The sequence below is a fragment of the Streptomyces sp. NPDC091376 genome (genome assembly GCF_044757085.1).
GTDB lineage: Bacteria > Actinomycetota > Actinomycetes > Streptomycetales > Streptomycetaceae > Streptomyces > Streptomyces pratisoli.
Map to the genome: position 1 here is coordinate 404,905 of NZ_JBIVUF010000001.1, position 25,572 is coordinate 430,476.

General features: G+C 70.3%; 23 protein-coding genes. 9 read left to right on the forward strand and 14 right to left on the reverse strand.

Translation table 11 applies throughout. The features are described from left to right. Window positions 1–20: 20 nt before the first annotated feature. From ACIQMR_RS01815 to ACIQMR_RS01825, 3 genes are all read right to left on the reverse strand, one after another. Window positions 21–785, reverse strand: coding sequence for a DUF305 domain-containing protein (locus ACIQMR_RS01815; protein ID WP_401381691.1), 765 nt, complete (start codon window positions 783–785; stop codon window positions 21–23). Then, window positions 785–1,381, reverse strand: coding sequence for a DUF3105 domain-containing protein (locus tag ACIQMR_RS01820; protein WP_401382640.1), 597 nt, complete (start codon window positions 1,379–1,381; stop codon window positions 785–787). Before ACIQMR_RS01820 ends, ACIQMR_RS01815 begins: the two co-directional genes overlap by 1 nt. 107 nt (window positions 1,382–1,488) lie before the next feature. After that, complete coding sequence (locus ACIQMR_RS01825) at window positions 1,489–1,893, reverse strand: hypothetical protein (protein WP_401381693.1); 405 nt, start codon at window positions 1,891–1,893, stop codon at window positions 1,489–1,491. Between the two features lie 142 nt (window positions 1,894–2,035). On the opposite strand from ACIQMR_RS01825, the gene ACIQMR_RS01830 reads away from it, so the two are divergent. Beyond that, entirely contained in the window at window positions 2,036–3,397 is a 1,362-nt protein-coding gene (locus ACIQMR_RS01830; RefSeq protein WP_266374618.1) for a glutamine synthetase family protein, read from the forward strand. A gap of 199 nt (window positions 3,398–3,596) precedes the next feature. On the opposite strand, the gene ACIQMR_RS01835 is transcribed toward ACIQMR_RS01830, so the two are convergent. Both ACIQMR_RS01835 and ACIQMR_RS01840 read right to left on the reverse strand, forming a co-directional pair. Beyond that, window positions 3,597–4,199, reverse strand: a complete 603-nt coding sequence (locus tag ACIQMR_RS01835; RefSeq protein ID WP_401381696.1) for a YcxB family protein — start codon at window positions 4,197–4,199, stop codon at window positions 3,597–3,599. A gap of 46 nt (window positions 4,200–4,245) precedes the next feature. Further along, window positions 4,246–4,851: a CGNR zinc finger domain-containing protein gene (locus ACIQMR_RS01840; RefSeq protein WP_401381698.1), complete on the reverse strand. Its 606-nt coding sequence runs from the start codon at window positions 4,849–4,851 to the stop codon at window positions 4,246–4,248. Between the two features lie 193 nt (window positions 4,852–5,044). Here ACIQMR_RS01840 and ACIQMR_RS01845 point away from each other — a divergent pair, with 193 nt between their 5' ends. Continuing rightward, window positions 5,045–6,226, forward strand: coding sequence for an epoxide hydrolase family protein (locus ACIQMR_RS01845; RefSeq protein WP_401381701.1), 1,182 nt, complete (start codon window positions 5,045–5,047; stop codon window positions 6,224–6,226). 589 nt (window positions 6,227–6,815) lie between these two features. Here the strand turns inward: ACIQMR_RS01845 and ACIQMR_RS01850 are convergent. From ACIQMR_RS01850 to ACIQMR_RS01870, 5 genes are all read right to left on the reverse strand, one after another. Then, the gene (locus ACIQMR_RS01850; RefSeq protein WP_401381704.1) at window positions 6,816–7,040 is read right to left on the reverse strand and encodes a hypothetical protein; all 225 of its coding nucleotides are present in this window, start codon (window positions 7,038–7,040) and stop codon (window positions 6,816–6,818) included. A 55-nt stretch (window positions 7,041–7,095) separates the two neighbouring features. Beyond that, on the reverse strand, window positions 7,096–7,536 hold the full coding sequence (locus tag ACIQMR_RS01855; RefSeq protein ID WP_401381706.1) for a VOC family protein: 441 nt from the start codon (window positions 7,534–7,536) through the stop codon (window positions 7,096–7,098). A gap of 30 nt (window positions 7,537–7,566) precedes the next feature. Then, window positions 7,567–8,001 carry a VOC family protein gene (locus tag ACIQMR_RS01860; protein ID WP_401381708.1) on the reverse strand — a complete coding sequence of 145 codons (435 nt, stop codon included), beginning with the start codon at window positions 7,999–8,001 and terminating at the stop codon, window positions 7,567–7,569. Between the two features lie 20 nt (window positions 8,002–8,021). After that, entirely contained in the window at window positions 8,022–8,570 is a 549-nt protein-coding gene (locus ACIQMR_RS01865; RefSeq protein WP_401381710.1) for a pyridoxamine 5'-phosphate oxidase family protein, read from the reverse strand. Between the two features lie 64 nt (window positions 8,571–8,634). Then, window positions 8,635–10,872: a PIG-L family deacetylase gene (locus tag ACIQMR_RS01870; protein ID WP_401381712.1), complete on the reverse strand. Its 2,238-nt coding sequence runs from the start codon at window positions 10,870–10,872 to the stop codon at window positions 8,635–8,637. 246 nt (window positions 10,873–11,118) lie between these two features. Between ACIQMR_RS01870 and ACIQMR_RS01875 the strand changes: the two genes are divergently transcribed. Continuing rightward, entirely contained in the window at window positions 11,119–14,112 is a 2,994-nt protein-coding gene (locus ACIQMR_RS01875; RefSeq protein WP_401381714.1) for a bifunctional [glutamine synthetase] adenylyltransferase/[glutamine synthetase]-adenylyl-L-tyrosine phosphorylase, read from the forward strand. Between the two features lie 62 nt (window positions 14,113–14,174). Here ACIQMR_RS01875 and ACIQMR_RS01880 read toward each other — a convergent pair whose 3' ends face one another. The 4 genes from ACIQMR_RS01880 to ACIQMR_RS01895 form a co-directional block, all read right to left on the reverse strand. Then, window positions 14,175–14,822: a DUF4230 domain-containing protein gene (locus ACIQMR_RS01880; RefSeq protein ID WP_401381717.1), complete on the reverse strand. Its 648-nt coding sequence runs from the start codon at window positions 14,820–14,822 to the stop codon at window positions 14,175–14,177. Window positions 14,823–15,236: 414 nt separating this feature from the next. Then, the gene (locus tag ACIQMR_RS01885; RefSeq protein ID WP_401381720.1) at window positions 15,237–16,121 is read right to left on the reverse strand and encodes a phosphatase PAP2 family protein; all 885 of its coding nucleotides are present in this window, start codon (window positions 16,119–16,121) and stop codon (window positions 15,237–15,239) included. Window positions 16,122–16,287: 166 nt separating this feature from the next. Then, entirely contained in the window at window positions 16,288–17,319 is a 1,032-nt protein-coding gene (locus ACIQMR_RS01890; RefSeq protein WP_401381723.1) for a LacI family DNA-binding transcriptional regulator, read from the reverse strand. Between the two features lie 25 nt (window positions 17,320–17,344). Continuing rightward, window positions 17,345–19,084 (reverse strand): glycoside hydrolase family 13 protein, encoded by a 1,740-nt coding sequence (locus tag ACIQMR_RS01895; protein ID WP_401381725.1) that lies wholly within the window; start codon window positions 19,082–19,084, stop codon window positions 17,345–17,347. Between the two features lie 301 nt (window positions 19,085–19,385). Here ACIQMR_RS01895 and ACIQMR_RS01900 point away from each other — a divergent pair, with 301 nt between their 5' ends. The 6 genes from ACIQMR_RS01900 to ACIQMR_RS01925 all read left to right on the forward strand — a co-directional run bounded on the left by ACIQMR_RS01900 (window position 19,386) and on the right by ACIQMR_RS01925 (window position 25,518). Further along, window positions 19,386–20,657 carry an extracellular solute-binding protein gene (locus tag ACIQMR_RS01900; protein ID WP_401381728.1) on the forward strand — a complete coding sequence of 424 codons (1,272 nt, stop codon included), beginning with the start codon at window positions 19,386–19,388 and terminating at the stop codon, window positions 20,655–20,657. 15 nt (window positions 20,658–20,672) lie between these two features. Continuing rightward, window positions 20,673–21,686, forward strand: coding sequence for a carbohydrate ABC transporter permease (locus ACIQMR_RS01905; protein ID WP_401381731.1), 1,014 nt, complete (start codon window positions 20,673–20,675; stop codon window positions 21,684–21,686). Then, on the forward strand, window positions 21,680–22,543 hold the full coding sequence (locus tag ACIQMR_RS01910; RefSeq protein WP_401382643.1) for a sugar ABC transporter permease: 864 nt from the start codon (window positions 21,680–21,682) through the stop codon (window positions 22,541–22,543). The genes ACIQMR_RS01905 and ACIQMR_RS01910 overlap by 7 nt, the downstream gene beginning before the upstream one ends. A gap of 105 nt (window positions 22,544–22,648) precedes the next feature. Further along, window positions 22,649–24,325: a glycoside hydrolase family 13 protein gene (locus ACIQMR_RS01915; protein WP_401381733.1), complete on the forward strand. Its 1,677-nt coding sequence runs from the start codon at window positions 22,649–22,651 to the stop codon at window positions 24,323–24,325. Continuing rightward, window positions 24,310–25,353 (forward strand): LacI family DNA-binding transcriptional regulator, encoded by a 1,044-nt coding sequence (locus ACIQMR_RS01920; protein WP_401381735.1) that lies wholly within the window; start codon window positions 24,310–24,312, stop codon window positions 25,351–25,353. The genes ACIQMR_RS01915 and ACIQMR_RS01920 overlap by 16 nt, the downstream gene beginning before the upstream one ends. A gap of 42 nt (window positions 25,354–25,395) precedes the next feature. Further along, window positions 25,396–25,518, forward strand: a complete 123-nt coding sequence (locus tag ACIQMR_RS01925) for a hypothetical protein (protein ID WP_401381737.1) — start codon at window positions 25,396–25,398, stop codon at window positions 25,516–25,518. The last annotated feature ends 54 nt before the right edge of the window (window positions 25,519–25,572 follow it).

Sequence of the window (25,572 nt, forward strand, 5' to 3'; positions counted from 1 at the left end):
CGGACGGGCTGCGAACCGGGTCAGCCGCGGGGCGCCGCACCCCGCTTCTTCAGCAGGTCGGCCATCAGCGCCAGCTCGGACTGCTGGGCGTCGACCATGCCCTGGGCGAGGGACTTCTCCGTCCCCACGGTGCACAGGTCCGCGCAGCCCCGGGCCATCGTGACGCCGCCCTTGTGGTGGTCGGTCATCAGCTGGAGGTAGAGGATCTCGGCCTGCTTGCCGCTCGCCTTCGCGAGCTGATCCAGCTCGGCCGCGGTGGCCATGCCGGGCATCAGCGAGGCCTCGCCGGCGGCGCGCCCGGCGGCTGCGCCGTGCCCGCCTCCCTGCCCCTCGCCCTGCTCCTCTTCATGCCCGTCCTCGTGACCGCCTCCGTGACCGTCCTCATGCCCGCCGTGGCCCTGCGCCGGGGTCATCCAGCCCATCGGCTCGGACCCGGACTCGACCTTCGGCAGCCCCCACAGATCCAGCCAGCCCAGCAGCATGCCGCGCTGGTTGGCCTGTGTGTTGGCGATGTCGTACGCGAGCCGGCGCACCTCTTCGTCCTGCGTACGGTCCCGGACGATGAAGGACATCTCCACCGCCTGCTGGTGATGGACGGCCATGTCACGGGCGAAGCCCGCGTCGGCGGAGTCCGACGCGGGGACCGCCGTCCCCGTACCGCCGCCGTGGCCGCCCTCGTGCCCCTCGTCGCCGCCCGCGGACGCGACCGTGGCCGCGCCCGCGAACAGCAGCGCCAGCACCACCGCGGTGATCGCGGCCCAGTGCGTCCGGGTCGGCTTCGGCATCACCCGCTCAGCCCGCCCGTGCACGCGGCACCCGGCTCGGGCGTCTGCGGACCCTGCACGTACCGGGTGAAGAACTGGTCCACGCGCGGGTCGTCCGCGGCGTCCACCGTCACCTGCTTGCCCCAGGCGCTGAGCATGATCGCTCCGGCCTGGTCCTTCACCGGGCTGATCATCGAGTACGAGGTCTTGCCGACCTTGTCCTTCAGCTTCTGCACCTCGGCGGCCGGAGCCTTGTCGCTGTAGGTCACCCACACCGCGCCGTGCTCCAGCGAGTGCACGGCGTTCATCTCCGGTATCGGCTTGTCGTAGACGTTGCGGTCGCAGTTCATCCACGCCTGGTGGTGGTCACCGCCGACCGGCGGCTTCATCGGGTACGTCACCGCCTTGGTGACGTGGTTGCGGCCGAGCTTCTTCGCGTCCCAGGACTTCTCGTCCTTGATCGGAGCCTTGGCGGCGGCCTCCGCCTGCTCCTTCTTCTCGGACTCCTTGTTCAGCATGAACGCACCGAAACCGATGAGGCCCGCCACCACGACGGCGCTGACCGAGATCGTGATGATGCGGTTGCGGCGCTCGCGGGCCTGCTCGGCGCGGCGCATCTGCTCTATCCGGGCGCGTCGGTCGTTCGTCTTCTTCGACACTCTGCTTCGTCCTTCGTCTTCTGCGTCTGAGGGATGTCGGGGGTGTGCGGGAGGGCGCGGTCCGCTCAGGTCCGCAGCACCTGAAGGACGTGGAGATCCGGGGCACGGGGGAGCGCCCCGGAGCGCGGCGGCCGGCCTCCGAGGGCCGCCGTCGCGGGGTCGGCCGGGAGCCCGGAGACGGCGAGGGGGGAGTCCAGGGGCGGGGCGGTGAGCACGGCGGGGCCCAGGTGCGGGAAGAGGTCGCAGTCGCCCCGGTCGTACGGACAGCTGTACGCGGCCTGGTCCGGGGTGCCGGGCGCCGCCGTGAGCCCCTCGAACCCCTGGTGGGCGTCGTGCGGGCGCGCCGTTCCCGCCGCGGTCTCGGCCTGGCCCAGACAGAGGAAGAGCGCGGCGAGGAGCGTCGCCACGGCACTCCCCAGCGCCATGGGACGCGCGGTGTGCGCGGTGCGGGTGTGCCGCAGGCCCCCCATGGGCGCAGATGGTAACGGCGGGTGCGTGCTTCATGTCATACGGGGTGCGTAATCTGGGCGAAACCCCGGGTCGTGATACTGAAGTTCTCCGCTACGCCCTGGCGGTGGTGCACAGGCCGTCTGAACTGCAAGGATGTGGCTTATGGACAAGCAGCAGGAATTCGTGCTCCGTACGCTCGAGGAGCGCGACATCCGGTTCGTCCGCCTCTGGTTCACCGATGTGCTCGGCTTCCTGAAGTCGGTCGCGGTGGCACCCGCCGAGCTCGAGCAGGCATTCGACGAAGGTATCGGCTTCGACGGGTCCGCGATCGAGGGCTTCGCGCGGGTCTATGAGTCCGACATGATCGCCAAGCCCGATCCGGGCACCTTCCAGATCCTGCCGTGGCGCGCGGAGGCCCCCGGCACGGCCCGGATGTTCTGCGACATCCTCATGCCCGACGGCTCCCCGTCCTTCGCGGACCCGCGCTTCGTGCTCAAGCGCATCCTGGCCAAGACCTCGGACCTCGGCTTCACGTTCTACACCCACCCCGAGATCGAGTTCTTCCTGCTGAAGAACCGGCCGCTGGACGGGTCCCGCCCCACGCCCGCGGACAACTCCGGCTACTTCGACCACACCCCGCAGAACGTCGGGATGGACTTCCGCCGCCAGGCCATCACGATGCTCGAATCCATGGGCATCTCGGTGGAGTTCAGCCACCACGAGGGCGCGCCGGGGCAGCAGGAGATCGACCTGCGGTACGCGGACGCGCTGTCGACCGCCGACAACGTCATGACGTTCCGCCTCGTCATGAAGCAGGTCGCGCTGGAGCAGGGGGTCCAGGCGACCTTCATGCCCAAGCCGTTCTCCGAGCACCCCGGATCCGGGATGCACACGCATCTGTCCCTCTTCGAGGGCGACCGCAACGCGTTCTACGAGTCCGGCGCCGAGTACCAGCTCTCCAAGGTGGGACGGTCCTTCATCGCCGGCCTGCTCAAGCACGCCGCCGAGATCTCGGCCGTCACCAACCAGTGGGTCAACTCCTACAAGCGCATCTGGGGCGGCTCGGCCCGCACGGCCGGCTCGGGCGGTGAGGCCCCCTCGTACATCTGCTGGGGCCACAACAACCGCTCGGCCCTGATCCGCGTGCCCATGTACAAGCCGGGCAAGACGGGCTCCGCACGGGTCGAGGTCCGCTCCATCGACTCCGGCGCCAACCCGTACCTGACCTACGCGGTGCTGCTCGCCGCGGGCCTCAAGGGCATCGAGGAGGGCTACGAACTCCCCGCCGGCGCCGACGACGACGTCTGGGCCCTCTCGGACGCCGAGCGCCGCGCGATGGGCATCGAGCCGCTGCCGCAGAACCTGGGCGAGGCGATCACGCTGATGGAACGCAGCGAACTGGTCGCGGAGACGCTCGGGGAGCACGTCTTCGACTTCTTCCTGCGCAACAAGAAGCAGGAGTGGGAGGAGTACCGCTCCGAGGTCACGGCCTTCGAACTGCGCAAGAACCTGCCGGTGCTGTAGCCGCATGCCGGCGGGCTCACCGCCGCTGAACGGCACTCCGGGCCGGCGGTCACCGACCGTCGGCCCTCCGGTGCCTTGCCGGCCTCGGGCCGTCCGTGGGCCGTGCGGGCGCTGAGACGGTCGGCCCGTACACACCGTGGCGCCGTTGGTCGTTGCGGGTGCGCAAGCCGTCGCGAGCCGGGTGCGGCCGGCTACCGGCTCAGGTGGCGCGCGCCCCTCCCGCGGCGCCGGGGCCGTCTTCCGGCTGGTCGCAGCCGTTCCTCCGAGCGGCCCGTACCGAGCGCTGGTCGATCAGAGCGGCGGCGAGCAGTTCCCGCATGCGTTCCGTGTCCTGGGGTGCGCTCAAGCCGCGCTTCGGCAGTAGCAGCACTCCGGCGCCCCATACATCTGGCGTGAGCAGTACGAAGACCCGGCGACTCTCGACGCAGCGCCCGTAGAACTCCCAACCCGTGTGGTTCGTATGGCGCTCGGACACGGTGCCGATCCCTCTTCGGTCGACCGTGACGCGATGTTCGCCCAGGTGCCTCGCGTATCCGAGCAAGGCCAGAGCCATCAGCCAGCGGCACGCGATCATGATGAGGACGACAGTCACGGTGAACCGCAGCACCCCCAAGGCAGGGGAGTTGATGCCCCTGGTCGCCACGTTGGCCACGATGACCAGGCCGAGGAAGATGCCCACGACCCACAGGACGCGACAAACCCATCGGCCAGCGGGGCTGTGCCGCATCTGAAGCTTCAACCCGTCGGATATCTCCCGCAGTGTCACCGTGTACGTGAACTGCACGGATACGTCGGTAGCCATACGTCCTCCCCGGAGCTGCTGAAGAGGGGATCGTACTGGTGGGCGATCAACCGCTACTCAGCCCACCGCGGCCGGACTGCTTTGCTGATCCGGGGCTTTCATGCTTGTTGGCATTGAAGCGCGCCTTCTTCTGACGATTCCCACACGTGTTCATGTCGCACCATCTGCGGGTGCGACTTTGGCTGGTGTCGAAGAAGGCTGCCTGGCAGGTCGGCGATGCGCACAAGGCCAATTTTCCGTCTCGTTCGCCTGTGATGATGCTGATCGCGTCGGCGGCGATGACGCCCAGGGCATCCTCCACGGAGGAAGCCGAGCTGAGCCGCCATCGCCGATTGCCCTCGGGCGTCAAGACAGCCGCGGCCCGGCCCTGAGTGCTGCAGTCATTGATGACCTGGACGGCAGATGCAGGGAGAGGGTCTCGGCGTGCGGCCGCTGTCGCGGCGGCGTGAATCGATTCCCTCAGCTCCCGGGCGCGTTCGAGCTGGGCGGTGGTGCAGGACTCCACGGCGAGGCCACTCACCGCCAGCCAGTCGACGAGTCGGTTCGGCGCGGGAATGCGTTCCACAGCGTTGCCACAACGCTCCGTCAGGGTCGCCGTGAAGCTGGTCGCCAGCACCTTACCGAGACGGAAGTCAGGGAACCGAGCGCTCATGGAACCACCTTAGCTGGTTGCATGCCGACATCGAGACCTGCTAGAACCGTCTTAGCCGGTTCCGGCGGATCCCAAACCGATTCCATCGATGACCAGGAGGTCTCATGGCCACACACCGGTGCGTCACCGATGCTGCGGCGGCCATCGATCATGGCGTGGTCACCACGTCAGCTCACCCTGGTGGGGGCATCTCATGAACCGTCGAACCAGCGACGTGCAAGCATTTGAAGCCCGCGAAACCGACACCGACCTCGACGACCTGCGCGCGCGACTGGCCGCAGCACAGCTGCCGGAAGCCGAGACGGTCCATCGCGCCGCGCCCGGCCCGCGCCGATGGGATCAGGGCGTTCCTCTTGCCGACCTCGTCGATGTCGTGAACTACTGGCGCACCGAGTACAACTGGCGGTTGTTCGAAACGCGTATCAACCAGATCGGCCAGTTCCGCACGACCATTGACGATCTGGGAATCCACTTCCTGCACCGTCGGTCCATCCGGGCAGACGCCATCCCTCTGATCTTGACACACGGATGGCCGGGCAGTATTGCCGAGTTCACTCATGTAATAGACGAACTGGCAGATCCGAAAAGCGCAGACGCACCGGCGTTCCACGTCGTAGTCCCGTCGCTGCCAGGTTTTGCTTACAGTGACAAGCCGGCCACCACCGGGTGGGGAACCGAAAAGATCGCGGCCGCCTGGGTGAAACTGATGGGAAGGCTCGGCTACAACAAGTTTGTCGCCCACGGCGGCGACTGGGGAGGTGTGATCACCGCAATCCTCGGCGGCAGGTTCCCGGAGCATGTGCTCGGCATCCACACGACGCTCGCGCAGGCACCGCCCGGGTTGACAACGGACGGGCTGACAGCGGGCGAGCGTAAATGGACCGAGGAAACCAGCTGTTTCTGGCGCCACCACGCGGCGTACGCGAAGCAGCAGGCGACCCGGCCGCAGACCATCGGGTACTCGCTCGTCGACTCACCAGTCGGTCTTCTCGCCTGGATCCTTGACAAGTTCGCCGAGTGGACAGATACCGAAGACAGTCCGTTCGAGACGATCTCCAGAGACAGCGTCCTTGACAACGTCACGCTGTACTGGCTGACGCGAAGCGGCGCATCGTCAGCCCGCATCTACTACGAAAGCCACAACTCGCTCGACCCCGAACTCCGCGTCGACGTCCCGTCGGCAATCAGTGTGTATCCCCGCGACATCGAGAAGTGTCCGCGCGCCTGGGCAGCGGAGCGGTACCGACAGATCGTCCGATGGAGGTCGCCCCGAACCGGGGGACATTTCCCGTCGCTGGAGGTTCCCGCGCACTTCGTCAAGGATCTGCAAGAGGGCCTCGCGGCGGTGCTGGCCGCCGGCGGTAGTCGGTCATGACGTTGTCGACGCCGGCATGGAGGCGTGCGGCCGGAGCCGTGCTCGCCAGGGCGACGTGGACGGCGGTGCCGCCAGGGATGCCCAGGACCGCTTTGCGCTGCCAGAGGTGGAGGGCCACGGTGGCGGCGAGGGCGTGAGGGCGGGCAGGCAGGAGGATCAAGGGCGAGGACTGAACCGCGCGGCTACGGCCCGTCGGACGAGATCGCCGCACCACCCACTCCGGGCCGACGGTCACCGACCGTCGGCCCGCAGGCGTTTCACTGCGCCGAAACGCGTCCCGGCATCGGGCAGCGGTCAGCCCTGCCGGGGCATGGCGATGAGGGGGAGCGGCGTGGGTGCCACCGGGCGCGGGTGGCCGCCAAGGGCGCGGGGCGCGCCTCCGTGGTGGTCGTGGCGGCGGAGACCGGTGTGAGGGATCTCCGGACCGTGGAGCGGCTTGAGACCCGGCGGCCGCGTACCCGGCTCGTACGACGAGGTCGTCGAATGCCGGCCCGTCCGGGTCAGCCGGCCCCCGACATCGGGTGCCGGCAGGACAGCGCTCCGGGCCGGCGGTCGGCGACCGTCGGCCCGGGGGGCGTTCTCGTGTGCGTCAGAGCTTGTGCATGCCGTAGTAGGGGCTGACGATCCGGGTCTGCTGCGAACCGAAGTCGACGAGCATCGCTTCGCCCGAAGCTTCCACGGCGATGACCTTGCCAAGGCCGTGCTGGTCGTGCGAGACGCGGTCTCCGAGGGTGAATTGCTTCAGCACCGGGTCGGCCGGCGCCTTGAAGGGGCTCGTGGGCAGGTGGCGCCTGGGCGCTGGTCTCTTAGTCATTACAGTCCAGTATGCGGTCTGGAGCACCGGCCGGACAGACTCGAACGCCCGTCCGTCAGACCTGGCGCCGGTCGGAGAGGGGTAGCGGGGACTCCTGGATGACCCAGCCGTTGCCGTCGGGGTCGGTGAAGAAGACGAAGGAGTTCCAGGCTTCCCCCTTGCCCGGGGCCCAGCCGGAGGGGGAGACGTGCTGGACCGCGCTGACGGCGACACCGCGGCCGAGGAGTTCGTCGTGGGCCGTTTCGATGTCCGGGACACAGAGCTGGAGGCCCTGGATCGCGCCGGGGGTCATCGTCGTCTGGCCGGGTGCCGGCGGCATGCCCTCGCCGATGACGATCGAGCAGGTGGAGCCGGGCGGCGTCAGCTGGAGGATGCGGACGCCTTTGGCGATGCGGGTGTCGTGATCGACGGCGAAACCGCACTGGTCGGCGTAGAAGGTCCTGGCCCGGTCCAGGTCGGAGACCGGGATGACGATCACTTCGAGGGTCCATTCCATGGCGCCGCCAGGGGAGTGGTCGTGCGGACCTCAGCGGTCCGTCAGGGGTTTCGGGGCCTCCTGGACCACCCAGCCGTTGCCGTCGGGGTCCTGGAAGAACACGAACGAGTTCCAGGCGTCGTCCCCCTTGCCGTCCTCCCAGCCGCTCGGTCCGACGTGCTGCACGGGCCCGACCACCACACCGCGGCCCACCAGCTCCTTGCGGGCCGCCTCGATGTCGGTGACACACACCTGCAGGCCCTGCAGGGAGCCCGGGGTCATCCGTGGCCGGCCCGGCGAGTCGGGCAGACCGGACTCGAGGGCGATGGAGCAGCGTGAGCCGGGCGGGGTGATCTGGACGAGGCGGGCGCCTTCGAACGGTGATGTGTCGAGGTCGGCCCGGAATCCGCACTGGTTCACGTAGAAGTTCTTGGCCCGGTCGACATCGGTGACCGGGATGGAGACCACTTCGAGGGTCCATTCCATGGCTGGGTATTCTCCTCGTCTCAGCCGCTGAAGCGCCAGCGCGTCTGGCTGTACGTCCCGCCGCCCCTGCCGAAGCCGAAGGCGGTCCGCGGCGCCACCCCGAAGACGAGGGCGCGGCCTCCGCCTTCGTGCCAGAACGCCTTGTTCCGTACGTCGAAGCGCCATTCCGGGCCGTACTTCGCCTCCCAGGCCTCGGCCAGCCGCGCGAGCCGGGCCTCGTCGGACACCATGACCGCCTCACCCTCGACGACCAGGTCCCGGCCCTCCTTGTCGCGGCTGGTGCCCGTGGTGAGGACGACCTGCGGGTTGGCGGCGAGATTGCGGGCCTTGCGTTCCTCCTCGCCGGTGGTGAAGTGCAGTGCGCCCTCCAGCCAGACCGCCAGCAGCGGGGTGACGTGCGGGCGGCCCTCGGGGCGTACGGTCGACAGCCAGAAGATCCCGGATTCGTTCAGCTGGGTGACCGCCTCCGGCCAGGGCGTCGCCGTGGCGTCGGCGGAGCTGTACCGGGGATCGAGGTGGGTCTGCGGTTCCTGTGTCGCCATCGCGGCGTCCCTCCGGGGTCCGGTCATGAACATCGTCCCTTCGATGTACTGACCCTGCCCGTCGGCCGGACTCATCGGCGGACACGGGTGCTCATCGGGCCGACGGCGTCCAGTGGAGCGTTCCGTCGAGGCCGATCGCGGCCACCCCACCGGCGGATCCCCCGGTCAGCCCCGCGGGCGCGCCCGCGAAGAGGAAGCCGGACTCGGTCCAGGCGGGCCGCCGGGTTCCGGGCACCGTGGGCGTGGACGCCGCCACGGACACGGAGGGTGTCGTCGCGAGGGTGCCGGTGCGGGACCGTACGGCGAGCAGATCGCCGGCGGCGCTGACCGGACCGAAGCCCGCCACTCCGGCGGAGGGCACGGACGAGGTGACCGGTGCGGCCGTTCCCGCCGTGCCGCGAAAGCCCAGGCCGCGAGGGCCCGAGCCGCGTAGGGCCGGGTCGCCGAAGTGGACGCTGCGCACCTCGCCCGTCACCGGCGCCCGGTACCAGAGCCGTACGCCGTCACCGCCCGGGTCGGCCGTCGCGCTCAGCGCCAGCGTCGTCGGCGGCAGTCCCGTCGGCCGCGGTCCCGACGGCGGCGCGTCCGGCGCGGTCCGTGTCCAGGCCACCACCGACCTCGGCGTGGAGACGAAGACCGTGTGCCGGCCCGCCGCGTCGGCGGCGACGACCGGATCGCCGTGCAGATCCGACCCGCCCAGCGGCGTCCACGGACCCCAGCCGCCGCCGGGGAGCTCGGCCCGGCCGCTCAGCCGGTGGCCGCCGTCGCGGAGGTAGACGGTGAGCCTGCCTGCGGTGTCCACGGTCGCGGCCGGGGCACTGATGTCGGACGTGCCGCTCGCGTCGTCCCGCTCGGGTGTACCGAGCGGGACCCACGGCCCGAAGCCCCCGCCCGGCGTGCGCTGCACGGTGAGGACGACGTCCCGGCGGTAGTCGGCGGCGCGGGCGCCGAGTGTCGTACGCGTCCCGAGGACGGCGATCCGTCCGTCGGGCAGGCGTACGGACGTCACTCCGCTGTCGATCCCGCCGCCGGAGAGCAGCCGGGGCCCGGTCCACGGCGCGTCGGCCGCCGCACGGTGCCAGACCGCGAGCCTCCGGTCGAGCACGGAGAACGCCCACGCCGCCCCGTCCGCGCCCGGCTGCACCCAGGAGGTCGAGTCGCCGCGCGTGTAGCGGACCGTCTGCGCCCAGCCGTGGCCGGCGGGCCGCGCCGCGACCTTACGGTCTCCGCAGCCCGCTGGGTCGCCGCAGTGGTCGGCGCCGTCCACCCATGCGTACGTCTTCAGGGTGCGCAGCTTGGCCTCGGCGCCTGCCGGGTCCAGGGTGCGCGGCAGGCCGCCGGTGAAGTAGCCGAGGTAGGTCTGGACGCCGAAGCGCGGGTGCCCGGGCACCCGCGCGTAGCGGGCGAGCGCCGCCTGCGCGAACCGCGCCCCGTACAGATGGTCCTGGTGGTCCGCGTACGTGCCCTTCGCCGTACGGCCGGGCGTCGGGTCCTGCATCCGCACGAAGGTCGGCCGGAACCGCTCCAGCAGTCCGGCGATGGTGTCGACGACCTGCCGTTTCGTGTACGCGAAGTCCTCCCGTACGGGCGCGCTGGCGGCGAGCTGCGACGACAGTGTGTCCACCCGGCCGTCCCACAGTCCGTGCAGGCTGTGCGGCCGGTCGCCGTTGATGCTGCCGGCCTCGTGGAGCTGCACCCAGACCAGGCTTATCTGCGGCTCGGCGCGCAGGACGTCCAGCTCGGCCGTGCCGCCGCCCGCCGTCGGTACGGCCGTACGCGACCACGCGCTGGTCCGGTCGCCGGTGGCCATCTCGGCGTAGGCCGCGCGTATGCCGTTCTGGCGGGCCTCGGCGTAGGCGGCCTTGTCGGCGGCGGGCGGACGCGGGTCGTCACGGCGGGCGTTGACCCCGTCGGACTCGCCCGCCGTCAGATACACCGAGGTCAGGCTGCGGCCGGTGGCGACGGACTGGCCGGCGTCCGGGTTCATAAAGAACAGGTCGTCGTCGGGGTGCGCGACGATCTGCATCACCCTCTCGCCCACGGTCGTGCGCACCGGCGGCACCGCGGGCGCCTCGGCCGGTCCCGCCGTGCTCGTACCCGGCCGGTCCGCGGAGGCGCTGCCGGGGACGGCGACCAGCGCGCAGACCAGGCTCAGCAGCGTGACGACGACGAATCCGGCGGCGAGACCGCGGCGGGGCGCCTGACGCAGACCGCGACGGGGCGCTGGACCAAGATCGCGACGTGGCGCCTGACGCAGACCGCGACGGAGCGCTGGACGAACAGCGCGGCGGGGCGCTGGGCGAAGAGCGCGGCGGGGCCGGATGGGCATGGCGGACAGTGCTTTCGTGCGGGCGTGACAATGCCGTCCGGGCATCTGACATGTCCGGACGGCACAGAAGACGGAAAGTCCAGGAATAAGGGTTGATCCGCCCGAACCACGAAAAACATGGCGAATATCACGGTACCGGTGACGCCGCTCGCGCGCTCACCCGGACTCCGCGCCCTGCGCGGGCACCTTCCGCGCCCCTGCGGCTAGGCTCGGTCCCGGATCCGGACCTTGATCGGAGGCGGCGGGATGACATCGGTGCCGGGGCGCAGAAGCAGTACGTTCACCCGTCTGCTGCGGCACGGCTTCACCCACCCCGCCGTCGCCGAGCGGTTCCTCGACCTGCCCGAGATGGCGCCCGTGCGCACCGACTCCGTGCTCCTCGACGCGCTCGGCGCCACCGCCGACCCCGACCTCGCGCTGCGCGGACTCGTACGGCTCGTGGAAGCACAGCAGCCGGAGGAGCGACAGGGCCTCCTCGACACCCTGATCGCCGCGAAGCCGCTGCGGGACCGGCTGCTCGGGGTGCTCGGCACGTCCGAGGCGCTCGGCGACCACCTGGCGCGCCATCCGCACGACTGGCAGGCGCTGGTGATGTACGAGGCGGCCGATCTGCACCCCGGCGTCGCGGAGTTCGAGCGCGGACTGGCCGAGGCGACCGATCCGGTGTCGCTGCGCGTCGCCTACCGCCGCTGCCTGCTGTCGATCGCGGCCCGTGACGTGTGCGGCACGACCGACATGACCCAGAACGCCGCCGAGCTCGCCGACCTGGCGACGGCGACGCTGCGGGCGGCCCTCGCCATCGCCCGTGGTGCGGCGCCCGAGGACGCCGCCGCCTGCCGGCTCGCCGTGATCGCCATGGGCAAGTGCGGCGGCCATGAGCTCAACTACGTCTCCGACGTCGACGTGATCTTCGTCGGTGAGCCGGCGTCCGACGGGACCGACGAGTCCACGGCGCTCAAAGCCGCGACCCGGCTCGCCTCGCACCTCATGCGGATCTGCTCGGAGACCACCGTCGAGGGCGCGATCTGGCCCGTCGACGCCAATCTGCGCCCGGAGGGCCGCAACGGCCCGCTCGTGCGCACCCTGTCCAGCCATCTCGCGTACTACCAGCGCTGGGCGAAGACCTGGGAGTTCCAGGCGCTGCTGAAGGCGCGGCCGGTGGCCGGGGACCTCGAGCTCGGCGGCGACTACATCGAGGCGCTCTCCCCGCTCGTGTGGCAGGCCGCGGAGCGCGAGAACTTCGTCCCCGACGTGCAGAAGATGCGCCGCCGGGTCGTCGACAACATTCCCGCCGCGCACGTCGACCGCGAGCTGAAGCTCGGGCCCGGCGGACTGCGGGACGTCGAATTCGCCGTCCAGCTCCTGCAGTTGGTGCACGGCCGCAGCGACACCACACTGCGCAGCGGCACCACCCTCGACGCGCTGAAGGCGCTTGCCGCCGGCGGGTACGTCGGCCGGACGGACGCGGCACAACTCGACGAGGCGTACCGCTTCCTGCGCAGCATGGAGCACCGCATCCAGCTGTACCGGCTGCGCCGCACGCATCTCGTCCCCGAGAGCGAGGAGGACCTGCGACGCCTCGGACGTTCGCTCGGGCTGCGCACCGACCCGGTCGCCGAGCTCGACAAGGAGTGGCGGCGGCACGGCTCGGTCGTCCGGCGGCTGCACGAGAAGCTGTTCTACCGGCCCCTGCTGGACGCCGTCGCACAGCTCACGCCCGGCGAGACCCGGCTCAGCGCGAAGGCCGCCGGGCAGCGCCTGGAAGCCCTCGGCTACGCCGATCCGGCCGCCGCGCTGCGGCATCTGGAGGCCCTGTCGTCCGGTGTCACGCGCAAGGCGGCGATCCAGCGGACGCTGCTGCCGGTGCTGCTGGGCTGGTTCGCGGACTCCGCCGACCCCGACGCGGGCCTGCTCGGCTTCCGCCAGGTGTCGGACGCGCTCGGCAAGACACCCTGGTACCTGCGGCTGCTGCGCGACGAGGGCGCGGCCGCGGAGAACCTCGCCCGCGTCCTGTCCGCGGGGCGGCTCGCCCCCGATCTGCTGCTGCGCGCCCCGGAGGCGGTGGCGTTGCTCGGCGACCCCGAGGGACTCAAGCCGCGCGGCCGGGAGCATCTGGAGCAGGAGGTGCTGGCGGCGGTCGGCCGCGCCGACGGCCCGGAGGCGGCGGTCGCGGCGGCCCGCGGGGTGCGCCGGCGTGAGCTGTTCCGTACCGCCGCGGCGGATCTGATCAGCTCGTACGGCACCGAGGAGCGCCCTGCCGAGCACGACCCGGGAGCGCTCGTCGACCGTGTCGGCAACGCCGTCACCGACCTCAACGCGGCGACGATCGCCGGCGCGCTGCGGGCCGTCGTCCGCGACAAGTGGGGGGACGAACTCCCCGCCCGCTTCGCCGTCATCGGCATGGGCCGCTTCGGCGGCCACGAGCTTTCGTACGGCTCCGACGCCGACGTCCTGTTCGTCCACGAGCCCCGCGAGGGCGTCGACGACCACGAGGCGGCCCAGGCCGCGAACACCGTCGTGGCGGAGATGCGACGGCTGCTCCAGCTCCCCACCGCCGACCCGCCGCTCCTCATCGACGCCGACCTGCGCCCCGAGGGCAAGACCGGTCCCCTCGTGCGCACGCTCGCCTCGTACGCCGCGTACTACCGCCGCTGGTCGCTGGTGTGGGAGAGCCAGGCGCTGCTGCGCGCCGAGCCCATGGCGGGCGACGCGGACCTGGGCGCGCGCTTCATCGAGCTGATCGACCCGCTCCGCTACCCGGCCGAGGGCCTCGGCGAGGACGCGGTACGCGAGATCCGCCGCCTCAAGGCCCGTATGGAGACCGAACGTCTGCCGCGCGGTGCCGATCCGACCCTGCACACCAAGCTGGGGCGTGGCGGCCTCAGCGACGTCGAATGGACGGTCCAGCTGCTCCAGATGCGCCACGGCTGGTCCGAACCGGGCCTGCGCACCACCCGCACCCGAGAGGCCCTGGCCGCCGCGCACGCCGCGGGACTCATCTCGACGGAGGACGCCCAGATCCTCGACGACGCCTGGGTGCTCGCGACCCGCGTCCGCAACGGCGTCATGCTGGTCCGCGGCCGCGCGGGCGACACCTTCCCCTCGGACGGTCGTGAACTCGGCGCGGTGGGGCGGTACCTGGGGTACGGCTCCGGGCACGTGGGGGAGATGGTCGACGAGTACCGGCGTGCGACGCGAAGGGCGCGCGCGGTGGTGGAGGAACTGTTCTACGGGGCCTAGGGGTATCGACCCGCGGCGTCGGACAGCGCCCCGAGCCGCCGCCGGCCCGGGGCGCGGGCCCCTTACGCGCCGTACGTGATCCGGACGTCCGTGAACCCGAGGGAGCGCAGGAGGCCCTGCAGCATCCTCGTGGTGTTCTGCTCGGCCTGTGCCGTCAGCCTGCTGTCCTTCGCCGCTGCCGCGATGTGCTTGGTCGCCAGTTGCTGGACCGCCTGTTCGTTGTTGGGGTTGTCGGAGAAGAGGTCGCCGAGCCGGTCGAGCAGGCCGCGCTGCTTCGAGACGGCGTAGGACCGGTCCGGGTCGAGGGCCGGCTTGCCCAGGGCCGCGTGCGGGAGTCTGATGATGGCGGCGGTGCGGTCCTCGTTGACCGTGATGTCGTCCTCGGCGAGACCTTCCATGTCGACGTACGCGTCGACGGTGCCGGCGCCGACGTACAGCGTCCTCGTACCCCGCAGCGCGTCCGGGAGGTACTTGGCGTCCTTCTCCAGGTCCACGACGACCTGGAAGTTGCCCGTGGCCGCCTCGTAGCGGCTGATGTCCTGGATGGACTCGAGCAGCGCGGGGCCCGAGCGGTCACGGGTCTCCTCGCCGAAGACGTCGCCGAACGACGGCAGCAGGCTGAGGCGCATTCCCGCCACCAGCAACACGACCACCAGAGCTGCGCCTCCGGCTGCCTTCGCCCACCAAGGCACAGCTTTGCCAGAACTCATGAGGGTGTTTCCCTTCCTTTCCGTACGGATGCCCTCGTCCGCGGCGATCAGGCACGGCCATGTCCCAGTCATGGCAATGTCGTGTTCCTGTCACATTGTTGAGCGCCCCGTCCGTCCCCAATTCGTCGTCCGAATCGGTGACTTGGAGGCAGAGGCCCGCGCCGCGTCGACGCCTACGATCGATGATCGCGAGGCTTTGTGCAACGCGTCACACCCGGGGTGCCGGGAGAGTCCTTCTCGCCGTCGTCGGCGACACGCGGAAGCACCCCACGGACCCGCCGGAGCCGACCGTGTCGGGTGGGTATGCGACACACCGCGCCGGCCGAGGTGTGGACCGGGCGCACGCGATCCGGGGGCCGGGGTGTGCGCTACGCACCGTGAGCGGAGACGTTTCGCCGCCGCTCGTGCGTCGGCTCAGCGACGGGCGGTGTTCAGCTTCGCCGACCAGATCCCGTCGCTCGCCGTCGCCGTCGTCACGTGCCGCGGCAGCCGGTGCGGCAGCGACCCGTACCAGGCGTACGACAGCCCGTACCCGAAGGCGAGGCAGAGCAGGCCGCCCACCGCGTCCAGCCAGAAGTGGTTGGCCGTGGCCACGATCACTATGAGCGTCAGCGTCGGGTACAGCAGGCCGAGGATCTTCGCCCACGGAGCGGTCGCCAGGGCGAAGATGGTCACCCCGCACCACAGCGACCAGCCGATGTGCATCGAGGGCATGGCGGCGTACTGGTTGGACATGTTCTTCAGGTTGCCCGAGGCCATCGAGCCCCAGGTCTGGTGCACCAGCACCGTGTCGATGAAGTCCTGGCCGGTCATCAGCCGCGGCGGGGCCAGCGGATACAGGTAATAGCCGACGAGCGCGACGCCGGTGGTCGCGAAGAGGACGAGCCGGGTGGGTGCGTAGCGGCCCGGGTGGCGCCGGTAGAGCCACACCAGGACGCCGATGGTCACGATGAAGTGCAGCGTCGCGTAGTAGTAGTTCATCGTCACGATCAGCCATGTCACCGAGTTGACGGCGTGGTTGACCGTCTGTTCCACGGCGATGCCGAGGGCGTTCTCGGCGTCCCAGATCCAGTCGGCGTTCCGCAGGGCCTGCGCCTTCTGCTCGGGAACCGCGTTACGAATGAGGGAGTATGTCCAGTAACTGACCGCGATGAGCAGGATCTCGAACCAGATGCGCGGCCGTCGAACCGACCGCATCCTCTGCAGTCTGCTCCGCTCCGGGGCCTGGCCGTCCTCGGTCACCATGGGTGACGGGGACGCGGTCAGGCCTTCCAAAGTCTTTACGGTCGCTTCACCCATAGGTGCAGAGTCTGCCAGATAGGTGCCTCCGGTCCGATCATCCCTCGGTCGGGTTCGCGGCACCCGCGGTACGTCCTGAGTACTAGGGCGATCCCCCGCATTTCCCGGGGGTTCCGCGGAATGCCTCGCTCCGCCGGATCGGGGCGGCCGGGGTGGACGGGGCGGATCAGGAGGCGGTGTGCACGGGGCCCGCGGCGGTCGAGCCGCGGACGACCAGCTCCGGCATGAAGACGAACTCGCTGTGGGGAGCGGGCGTCCCGCCGATCTCCTCCAGCAGGGTGCGTACCGCCGCCTGGCCCATCGCGGGGACCGGCTTGCGCACGGTCGTCAGCGGCGGGTCGGTGAAGGCGATGAGCGGGGAGTCGTCGAAGCCCACGACCGAGATGTCGTCGGGGACTTCCAGTCCGCGCTGCCGCGCCGCCCGGATCGCGCCGAGCGCCATCATGTCGCTCGCGCACACCACGGCCGTGCAGCCCCGGTCCATCAGCGCGGACGCCGCGGCCTGGCCGCCCTCCAGGGTGTAGAGGGAGTGCTGGATCAGCTGGGACTCGATCTCCCGCTCACTCAGGCCGAGCTGGTCGTGGACGGCCTTGATGAAGCCCTCTATCTTCCGCAGGACCGGGACGAAGCGCCGGGGCCCGAGGGCCAGTCCGATACGGGTGTGGCCGAGGGAGACGAGATGGGTCACCGCCAGCTGCATGGCCGCCCGGTCGTCGGGCGAGATGAACGGTGCCCGCACCTGCGGGGAGAATCCGTCGACGAGGACGAAGGGCACGCCCTGGGCGCGCAGCTTCTCGTAGCGCTGCATGTCGGCCGTCGTGTCGGCGTGCAGCCCGGAGACGAAGATGATGCCCGAAACGCCCCGGTCCACCAGCATTTCGGTGAGCTCGTCCTCGGTGGAGCCCCCGGGAGTCTGGGTGGCCAGCACGGGGGTGTAGCCCTGGCGGGTCAGCGCCTGTCCGATGACCTGGGCCAGGGCCGGGAATATGGGGTTCTCCAGCTCGGGCGTGATGAGCCCGACGAGCCCGGCGCTGCGGCGGCGCAGCTTCACGGGACGCTCGTAACCGAGGACGTCGAGTGCGGCGAGCACCGATTCGCGGGTGGTCGAGGCAACGCCTGGCTTGCCGTTGAGCACCCGGCTGACCGTCGCCTCGCTGACCCCCGCCTGGGCTGCGATGTCGGCAAGCCGTGCGGTCATGGGATTGGACTGTACCGGTCGCATGTCAGATTGCCCACCAGACGGTCGAGTCGGCGGGCAGGCGGACCCTCCCGCCGTCGAACCCGGGGGTCGCCGAGGCCAGCAGCAGGCTCCCCGGCGCGGGAAGCTCCACGTCCGTGCCGCCGATGTTCATCGTGCAGACGAACCCGTCGCGGGCGAAGGCGAGGACGCCGTCGGGTGCGTCCAGCCAGGTCACACCGGAGCCGGCGCCGAGGCCCGGGTGCTCGCGGCGGGTGGCGAGGGCGGCGCGGTACAGCTCGAGGGTGGAGCCGGTGATTCCGGTCTGGGCCTCCACGCTCAGCTCGGCCCAGTCCGCCGGCTGGGGGAGCCAGCTGCCGCCGCTGCCGAAGCCGTACGACGTGCCCGACCGTGTCCACGGGATCGGCACGCGGCAGCCGTCACGGAAGCCGTCCTGGCCCTCCGCACGGAAGAACGACGGATCCTGACGCACCTCGTCCGGCAGATCCGTCACTTCGGGGAGGCCGAGTTCCTCGCCCTGGTACACGTACACCGACCCCGGCAGCGCCAGCATCAGCAGCGCCGCGGCCCGGGCCCGGCGGAGCCCCTGCTCCCCTCCGCCGTAGCGCGTGGTGTGCCGGGTGACGTCGTGGTTCGACAGCACCCACGTGGTGGGCGCGCCCACGGACGCCGTCGCCGCCAGCGAGGCGTCGACGACCTCCCGCATCCGGTCCGGATCCCAGGGGCAGCGAAGGAACTGGAAGTTGAACGCCTGGTGCAGCTCGTCGGGCCGTACGTACAGCGCGAGCCGCTCCGGGCTGGGGGCCCAGGCCTCGGCGACGCCGATGCGCTCGCCGTCGTACGTGTCCAGGAGCCGGCGCCAGGAGCGGTGGATCTCATGGACACCGTCCTGGTCGAAGAACGGCAGCACCTGCGCGCCGATCATCTTCGCCTGCTCACGGGCCCCGATGTCGGGCAGGCCGGGGGCCTTGACCATGCCGTGGGCGACGTCGATCCGGAAGCCGTCGACGCCGAGGTCCAGCCAGAAGCGCAGGACAGCGTCGAACTCCTCGCGCACGGCGGGGTGCTCCCAGTCGAGATCGGGCTGCTCGGGGGCGAAGAGGTGCAGGTACCACTCTCCTCCGGCCTCCGGCTGGGAGGTGCCCCCATCGCCGTCCGGGTTCGTCGTCCGGGTCCACGCCGGGCCACCGAAGACCGACTCCCAGTCGTTGGGCGGCAGTTCCCCGTCCGCTCCCTTGCCCGGCCGGAAGTGGTAGTACGCCCGCTCGGGACCGCCCGCGAGCGCCGAGCGGAACCAGGCGTGCTGGTCGGAGGTGTGGTTCGGGACGATGTCGACGATCACCCGCAGGCCCAGGCGGTGCGCCTCGCGTACGAGGTCGTCGGCGTCGTCGAGGGCGCCGAAGAGCGGATCCACGGCCCGGTAGTCGGAGACGTCGTAGCCGCCGTCGGCCTGCGGGGAGGCATAGAAGGGGGTCAGCCAGACCGCGTCCACGCCGAGGCCCGCGAGATGGGGGAGTCGGTCGCGGATGCCGCGCAGATCGCCGATGCCGTCGCCGTCGCTGTCGGCGAAGGAGCGGACGTACACCTGGTAGATCACGGCGTCCCGCCACCAGTCCCGCGGCTGCCCGGGGCGGCGCGGCGGAGCGACCGTGGCGGCCTGCGGCACGGGCGCCGTACCCGACTCCGGCACAGTGGCCGTACCCGACTGCGGCGTGGCGGTCGTACCGGTCTGCGGCGTGGCGGTCGTGCTGAGCTCCTGCGTCATGGGCGCTCCTTCGGATGCCTGTTTCGGGATGTTCCGGATCTTCCGGTTCAACGCCGACCTATGTCGAAGGTAACAGCGCTGCAATCTCTTGCGGAAGCAGTTGCGCGGGCCTTACGGAGCGTTGGAACGGACGAAGCCCCCGTTGGCAAGGCGCGCAACGGCCACCGTGAGGACACGCGGATGTAACGATCGCGGCTGCTTGCGGAAATCTCTCGCAAGGTCTTTCGGTCTTCTTTCAACCTTGTTACGTTCCTCGACGAATCGGCGCCGTGATGGAGCGGCCCAGGTCGAAGGAGTTCACATGCGACGTGGCATAGCGGCCACCGCTCTGGTCGCGAGCCTGGCGCTCACGGCGACGGCGTGCGGCGGGGACGACACCGAGGGCGGCAAGAGCAGCTCGGGCAAGCTGTCCGGCACGGTCACCTGGTGGGACACGTCGACCGTCGGCAGTGAGGACAAGGTCTTCAAGAAGCTCGCCGAGGGCTTCACCAAGCTCCACCCCGACGTCAAGATCAACTATGTGAACGTGCCCTTCGGTGAGGCGCAGAACAAGTTCAAGAACGCCGCTCAGTCCGGCTCCGGCGCCCCCGACGTGATCCGCTCCGAGGTCGCCTGGACCCCCGAGTTCGCCGACCTCGGCTACCTCGCCCCGCTCGACGGCACCTCGGCCCTCAAGGACGAGAAGGACTTCCTGCCGCAGGCCGCCGCCTCCACGAAGTACAACGACAAGACCTACGCGGTCCCGCAGGTCATCGACTCCATGGGCATCTTCTACAACAAGAAGATCTTCGAGCAGGCCGGCGTCACGCCGCCCGCCTCGATCGCCGATCTGAAGACGGTCTCCAAGACCATCAAGGAGAAGACCGGCAAGACGGGTCTGTACCTGCGCGGCGACGACGCGTACTGGTTCCTGTCCTTCCTCTACGGCGAGGGCGGCAACCTGGTCGACGCCGAGAAGAAGCAGATCACGATCGACAACCCGGCCGGCGTCAAGGCCATGAAGGTCGTCAAGGACCTCGTCGACACCGGTGCGGCCAAGACCGACGCCACCGACGGCTGGAACAACATGCAGACCGCCTTCAAGGAAGGCAAGGTCGCCATGATGATCAACGGCCCGTGGGCGGTCACCGACACCTACGCCGGCAAGGAGTTCAAGGACAAGACGAACCTCGGCATCACCCCGGTGCCGGCGGGCTCCGCCGACCAGGGTGCCCCGCAGGGCGGCCACAACCTCGCCGTCTACGCCGGCTCCAAGAACCTCGACGCCTCCTACGCCTTCGTCGAGTACATGAGCTCCGTCGAGTCCCAGACCACGGTCGCCAAGGAGCTCAGCCTGCTCCCGACCCGCACCTCCGTCTACAACAAGCCGACCGTCTCCGGCAACGAGATGGTCGCCTTCTTCAAGCCGGTCGTCGACAAGGCCGTCGAGCGCCCCTGGATCCCGGAGGGCGGCAGCCTCTTCGCCCCGCTGGTGACCGAGTACACCAAGGTCCTCACCGGCCAGACCACCCCGGAGAAGGGAGCCAAGACGGCGGGCGACGCCTACCGCAAGCTCCTCAAGGACTGGAAGTAAGGAAGAGACCGACTGATGGCTGTCCACACCAGCGGCCAGTCGGTGGCGAAGGCCGCGGAGCCCAACAGGGCCCGCGGCCGTCGCCGCGACACCGCAGGCGCGCCCGGCAAGCTCCGCCGCGCCCTCTCCACCCACTGGTACGCCTGGACCATGGTCGCCCCTGTGGTGATCGTGATCGGGGTGATCATCGGCTATCCGCTCGTCCGCGGCGTCTATCTGTCGCTGACCAACGCCAACGAGCGGAACGTCGAGCGGTCGATCGGGGTCAACCACCTCCCCGCGACCTACGAATTCGTCGGGCTCGACAACTACGCCGACGCACTCACCGGCAGCCAGTTCCTCGACACCCTCGGGTGGACGCTGGTGTGGACGGTCTCCTGCGTGGCCGTCACCTTCGGCCTGGGCCTCGCCCTCGCCAACATCCTCAACCGCAGGATCGCCGGCCGGTCGTTCTACCGGATGATGCTGATCCTGCCCTGGGCCGTGCCCGGATTCGTCTCCGTCTTCGCCTGGCGCTTCCTCTACAACGAGGACAACGGCCTGCTCAACAAGATCCTCGCGGGTGGCGGCCTCGACGCGGTGCCGTGGCTGAACGACCCCACCTGGGCCAAGTTCTCGGTGATCGCCGTCAACGTCTGGCTCGGCGTCCCGTTCATGATGGTCGCCCTGCTCGGCGGTCTGCAGTCCATACCCGGCGAGCTGTACGAGGCCGCGGAGATGGACGGCGCGGGCGCCTGGCAGCGGTTCCGCCACATCACCATGCCGGGCCTCAGGTCGGTGTCCACCACCGTCGTCCTGCTGAGCACCATCTGGACCTTCAACATGTTCCCGGTGATCTTCCTGCTCACCAGGGGCGGTCCCGGTGAGGCCACCCAAATCCTGGTCACCCAGGCGTACAAGTTCTCGTTCGAGATCAGTCCGCGCGACTTCGCCCAGTCCTCCACCTGGGGCGTGCTGATCCTCGTCCTCCTGATGGTCTTCGCCGCTGTCTACCAGCGCGTCCTCCGCAAGCAGGGAGAAACCTGGTGACCTCGACCCACGTCCCGGCCAACGCCCCCGTGCGCGGCCGCCGCTCGCCGCTCGCCTCGGCCCTGCTGCACCTGACGCTGTTCGTCGCGTCCGTGATCGCCGTCTTCCCGGTGCTGTGGGTGCTGCTCACCTCGCTGAAGCCGGCGGAGTACGCGATCACCACCGACTTCGTCAAAGAGACGACGTTCGAGAACTACACCAAGCTGCTCGACGACACCGAGTTCCTCACCTGGTTCGGCAACTCGCTGCTCGTCGCCGGCCTCACCACGGTCCTCGGCGTCTTCGTGGCCGCCACCACCGGCTACGCCGTCAGCCGCTTCCGCTTCCCCGGCAAGCGCGGTCTGATGTGGACCCTGCTCATCACCCAGATGTTCCCGGTCGCGGTCCTCATCGTGCCGATCTACAACATCATGGCGGGCCTCGGTCTGCTCAACGAGCCCGCCGGCCTCGTCATCACGTACCTCACCATCGCGGTGCCGTTCTGCGCCTGGATGATGAAGGGCTTCTTCGACACGATCCCGCGCGAGATCGACGAGTCGGGCCAGGTCGACGGCCTCACCCCGTTCGGCACCTTCTGGCGGCTGATCCTGCCGCTCGCCAAGCCCGGCATCGCGGTGACGGCGTTCTACTCGTTCATCACGGCCTGGGGCGAGGTCGCGTACGCCTCCGCCTTCATGGTCGGCGACGAGAACCTCACCCTCGCCGGGGGCCTGCAGAAGTTCGTCAACCAGTACGGCGCCCAGTGGGGGCCGATGACCGCGGCCTCGGTGCTCATCGCCATCCCGGCCGCGATCGTCTTCCTCTTCGCCCAGCGTCATCTGGTCACGGGCGTGTCGGCAGGTGCCGTGAAGGGCTGATCCGTCAAGGGCCGATCCCACGAAGGCCGATCGGCACAGCGCCCGTCCGCCGCGGATCCCCACGTTCCGTACGTTCCCCCCAACCACCACCATCCCAGGGATGAAATGACCCAGCATCTCGCTGCCCCCGCCACCACGACGACGACCGGCACCCACGCCGAGCCAGCGCCATGGTGGCGGGACGCGGTGATCTACCAGGTCTATCCGCGCAGCTTCGCCGACGGCAACGGCGACGGCATGGGCGATCTCGCCGGGATACGCAGCCGGCTCCCGTACCTCAAGGAGCTCGGCGTCGACGCGGTCTGGCTCAGCCCGTTCTACGCCTCCCCACAGGCCGACGCGGGATACGACGTCGCCGACTACCGGGCCATCGACCCGATGTTCGGCACCCTCCACGACGCCGACGCGCTCATCCGCAGTGCCCACGCCCTGGACCTGCGCATCATCGTCGACCTCGTGCCCAACCACTGCTCCGACCAGCACGACTGGTTCCGCCAGGCGCTGCGCGAGGGCCCCGGCTCCCGGCTGCGCGAGCGGTTCCACTTCCGGCCCGGCAAGGGCGAGCACGGCGAACTGCCGCCCAACGACTGGGAGTCGATCTTCGGCGGCCCGGCGTGGACCCGGACCACGAACCCGGACGGCGGCGCGGGAGAGTGGTACCTCCACCTCTTCGCCCCCGAGCAGCCCGACTTCAACTGGGAGCACCCGGCCGTCCAGGACGAGTTCCGCTCGATCCTGCGGTTCTGGCTGGACATGGGTGCCGACGGCTTCCGCGTCGACGTCGCCCACGGCCTGGTCAAGGCCCCCGGCCTGCCCGACATCGGCTCCGGCGACCAGCTCAAGCTGCTCGGAAACGATGTCATGCCGTTCTTCGACCAGGACGGCGTCCACGAGATCTACCGCTCCTGGCGGCGGATCCTCGACGAGTACGAGGGCGAGCGCATCCTCGTCGCCGAGGCCTGGACGCCGACGGTCGAGCGCACCGCGATGTACGTGCGCCCCGACGAGATGCACCAGGCCTTCAACTTCCAGTACCTCACCACCAACTGGGACGCGAAGGAGCTGCGGCAGGTCATCGACGGCTCGCTCGCCGCGATGCGGCCCGTCGGAGCCCCCACGACATGGGTGCTGTCCAACCACGACGTGACCCGCCACGCCACCCGCTTCGGCAACCCGCCCGGCCTCGGCACGCAGCTGCGCGAGCAGGGTGACCGTGAGCTGGGGCTCCGCCGGGCGCGTGCGGCGACGCTGCTGATGCTGGCGCTGCCGGGGTCGGTGTACGTGTACCAGGGCGAGGAGCTGGGTCTGCCGGATGTGACGGATCTGCCGGACGAGGTGCGTCAGGATCCGTCGTTCTTCCGTGCGGAGGGCCAGGACGGCTTCCGTGACGGCTGCCGCGTGCCGATCCCGTGGACACGGTCGGGCACGTCGTACGGCTTCGGCAGCGGCGGCAGCTGGCTCCCCCAGCCGGCGGACTGGGCCGAGCTGAGCGTGGAGGCCCAGACCGGAATCACCGGCTCCACCCTCGAGCTGTACCGCGCCGCCCTCGCCACCCGCCGCGAGCACCCGGGCCTCGGCGCCGGCTCCGGTGTGACCTGGCTGGACGCCCCCGACGGCGTCCTCGCCCTGTCCCGCGACGGGTTCGTCTGCACCACCAACACCACGGGCGCGCCGGTACGCCTCCCCGCGCCCGGCACGCTCCTGCTGGCCAGCACACCGGTGGCGGTGAGCGACGGCTCCGCCGTCCTGCCGGCCGATGCGACGGCGTGGTGGACGGTGTGACGATCCCCCGGCCGAGGGGCACCGCGGGGGCGGGCGCCCCTCGGCTCACGGACATCGCCGCGCAGGCCGACGTCAGCGAGGCGACGGTCAGCCGTGTCCTCAACGGCAAGCCGGGGGTCTCGGCGGCGACCCGGACACGGGTGCTCGCCGCGCTCGACATCCTCGGCTACGAGCGTCCCGTACGGCTTCGACGGCGCAGCGCCGGGCTGATCGGGCTGGTCGTACCCGAACTCACCAACCCGATCTTCCCCGCCTTCGCCCAGGTCATCGAACAGGTCCTGGCCGGACACGGCTACACCCCGGTGCTGTGCTGCCAGCAGCCCGGGGGAGCGACCGAGGACGAACTCGTCGAGCAGCTGGAGGAGAGCGGCGTCGACGGCATCGTCTTCCTCTCCGGTCTGCACGCCGACACCGCCGCGGACCAGACCCGCTACGCCGAACTGGCCGCCCGACGGGTCCCGTTCGTCCTCGTCAACGGTTACAACGAACAGGTCTCCGCGCCGTTCGTCTCGCCCGACGACCACATGGCGGCCGGCATGGCCGTGCGCCATCTCGCCGAACTGGGCCACGACCGGATCGGCCTCGCCGTCGGCCCGCTCCGCTACGTCCCCTCGCGCCGCAAGACCCAGGGCTTCCTGGAAGCCGCGGGCCCGGGTGCCGAGCGCTACGTCCGGCACACCCTCTTCAGCCTGGAGGGTGGGCACGCCGCGGCCGCGGACCTCCTCGACGCGGGCTGCACCGGCATCGTCTGCGGCAGCGACATGATGGCCCTCGGCGTCATCAGGGCCGCCCGCGAACGCGGCCTGGACGTACCGGGCGACGTCTCGGTCGTGGGCTACGACGATTCCGCCCTGATCCCCTTCACCGACCCGCCCCTGACCACCGTCCGCCAGCCCGTCCAGGCCATGGCGTCGGCGGCGGTCGGCGCACTGCTGGAGGAGATCCGCGGCAATCCCGTGCCGAGCACGGAGTACGTCTTCCAGCCGGAACTGGTGGTCCGGGGCTCGACGGCGCGGGCGCGCGGCTGAGGGCTGCCGCCATCGCAGTCCTCCCGCGATGGCGGCGGCACCGTGTCTCAGCTCAGCCCGTTGATGGCGTATGCCTCGATGACGCCCCGTTGCCGCGACGCCGAACGCAGCTTCCACAACCAGGCCATGGACCTGCTCGATGAGGCCGCCGACACCGAAGCCTGACAGCACGAGCGGCCCAGCAGAGGCCCTCGACACGGCCATGAAGACTCCGAAGGA

What these genes read in the sequence shown, in the direction of transcription:
- ACIQMR_RS01905 (WP_401381731.1), top strand. Translation starts at nt 20,673, where the DNA reads ATGGCTGTCCACACCAGCGGCCAGTCGGTGGCGAAGGCCGCGGAGCCC.
- ACIQMR_RS01915 (WP_401381733.1), top strand. Translation starts at nt 22,649, where the DNA reads ATGACCCAGCATCTCGCTGCCCCCGCCACCACGACGACGACCGGCACC.
- ACIQMR_RS01855 (WP_401381706.1), bottom strand. Translation starts at nt 7,536, where the DNA reads ATGGAATGGACCCTCGAAGTGATCGTCATCCCGGTCTCCGACCTGGAC.
- ACIQMR_RS01845 (WP_401381701.1), top strand. Translation starts at nt 5,045, where the DNA reads ATGAACCGTCGAACCAGCGACGTGCAAGCATTTGAAGCCCGCGAAACC.
- ACIQMR_RS01880 (WP_401381717.1), bottom strand. Translation starts at nt 14,822, where the DNA reads ATGAGTTCTGGCAAAGCTGTGCCTTGGTGGGCGAAGGCAGCCGGAGGC.
- ACIQMR_RS01895 (WP_401381725.1), bottom strand. Translation starts at nt 19,084, where the DNA reads ATGACGCAGGAGCTCAGCACGACCGCCACGCCGCAGACCGGTACGACC.
- ACIQMR_RS01865 (WP_401381710.1), bottom strand. Translation starts at nt 8,570, where the DNA reads ATGACCGGACCCCGGAGGGACGCCGCGATGGCGACACAGGAACCGCAG.
- ACIQMR_RS01840 (WP_401381698.1), bottom strand. Translation starts at nt 4,851, where the DNA reads ATGAGCGCTCGGTTCCCTGACTTCCGTCTCGGTAAGGTGCTGGCGACC.
- ACIQMR_RS01890 (WP_401381723.1), bottom strand. Translation starts at nt 17,319, where the DNA reads ATGACCGCACGGCTTGCCGACATCGCAGCCCAGGCGGGGGTCAGCGAG.
- ACIQMR_RS01870 (WP_401381712.1), bottom strand. Translation starts at nt 10,872, where the DNA reads ATGCCCATCCGGCCCCGCCGCGCTCTTCGCCCAGCGCCCCGCCGCGCT.
- ACIQMR_RS01900 (WP_401381728.1), top strand. Translation starts at nt 19,386, where the DNA reads ATGCGACGTGGCATAGCGGCCACCGCTCTGGTCGCGAGCCTGGCGCTC.
- ACIQMR_RS01860 (WP_401381708.1), bottom strand. Translation starts at nt 8,001, where the DNA reads ATGGAATGGACCCTCGAAGTGGTCTCCATCCCGGTCACCGATGTCGAC.
- ACIQMR_RS01850 (WP_401381704.1), bottom strand. Translation starts at nt 7,040, where the DNA reads ATGACTAAGAGACCAGCGCCCAGGCGCCACCTGCCCACGAGCCCCTTC.
- ACIQMR_RS01815 (WP_401381691.1), bottom strand. Translation starts at nt 785, where the DNA reads ATGCCGAAGCCGACCCGGACGCACTGGGCCGCGATCACCGCGGTGGTG.
- ACIQMR_RS01885 (WP_401381720.1), bottom strand. Translation starts at nt 16,121, where the DNA reads ATGGGTGAAGCGACCGTAAAGACTTTGGAAGGCCTGACCGCGTCCCCG.
- ACIQMR_RS01820 (WP_401382640.1), bottom strand. Translation starts at nt 1,381, where the DNA reads ATGCGCCGCGCCGAGCAGGCCCGCGAGCGCCGCAACCGCATCATCACG.
- ACIQMR_RS01830 (WP_266374618.1), top strand. Translation starts at nt 2,036, where the DNA reads ATGGACAAGCAGCAGGAATTCGTGCTCCGTACGCTCGAGGAGCGCGAC.
- ACIQMR_RS01835 (WP_401381696.1), bottom strand. Translation starts at nt 4,199, where the DNA reads ATGGCTACCGACGTATCCGTGCAGTTCACGTACACGGTGACACTGCGG.
- ACIQMR_RS01825 (WP_401381693.1), bottom strand. Translation starts at nt 1,893, where the DNA reads ATGGGGGGCCTGCGGCACACCCGCACCGCGCACACCGCGCGTCCCATG.
- ACIQMR_RS01875 (WP_401381714.1), top strand. Translation starts at nt 11,119, where the DNA reads ATGACATCGGTGCCGGGGCGCAGAAGCAGTACGTTCACCCGTCTGCTG.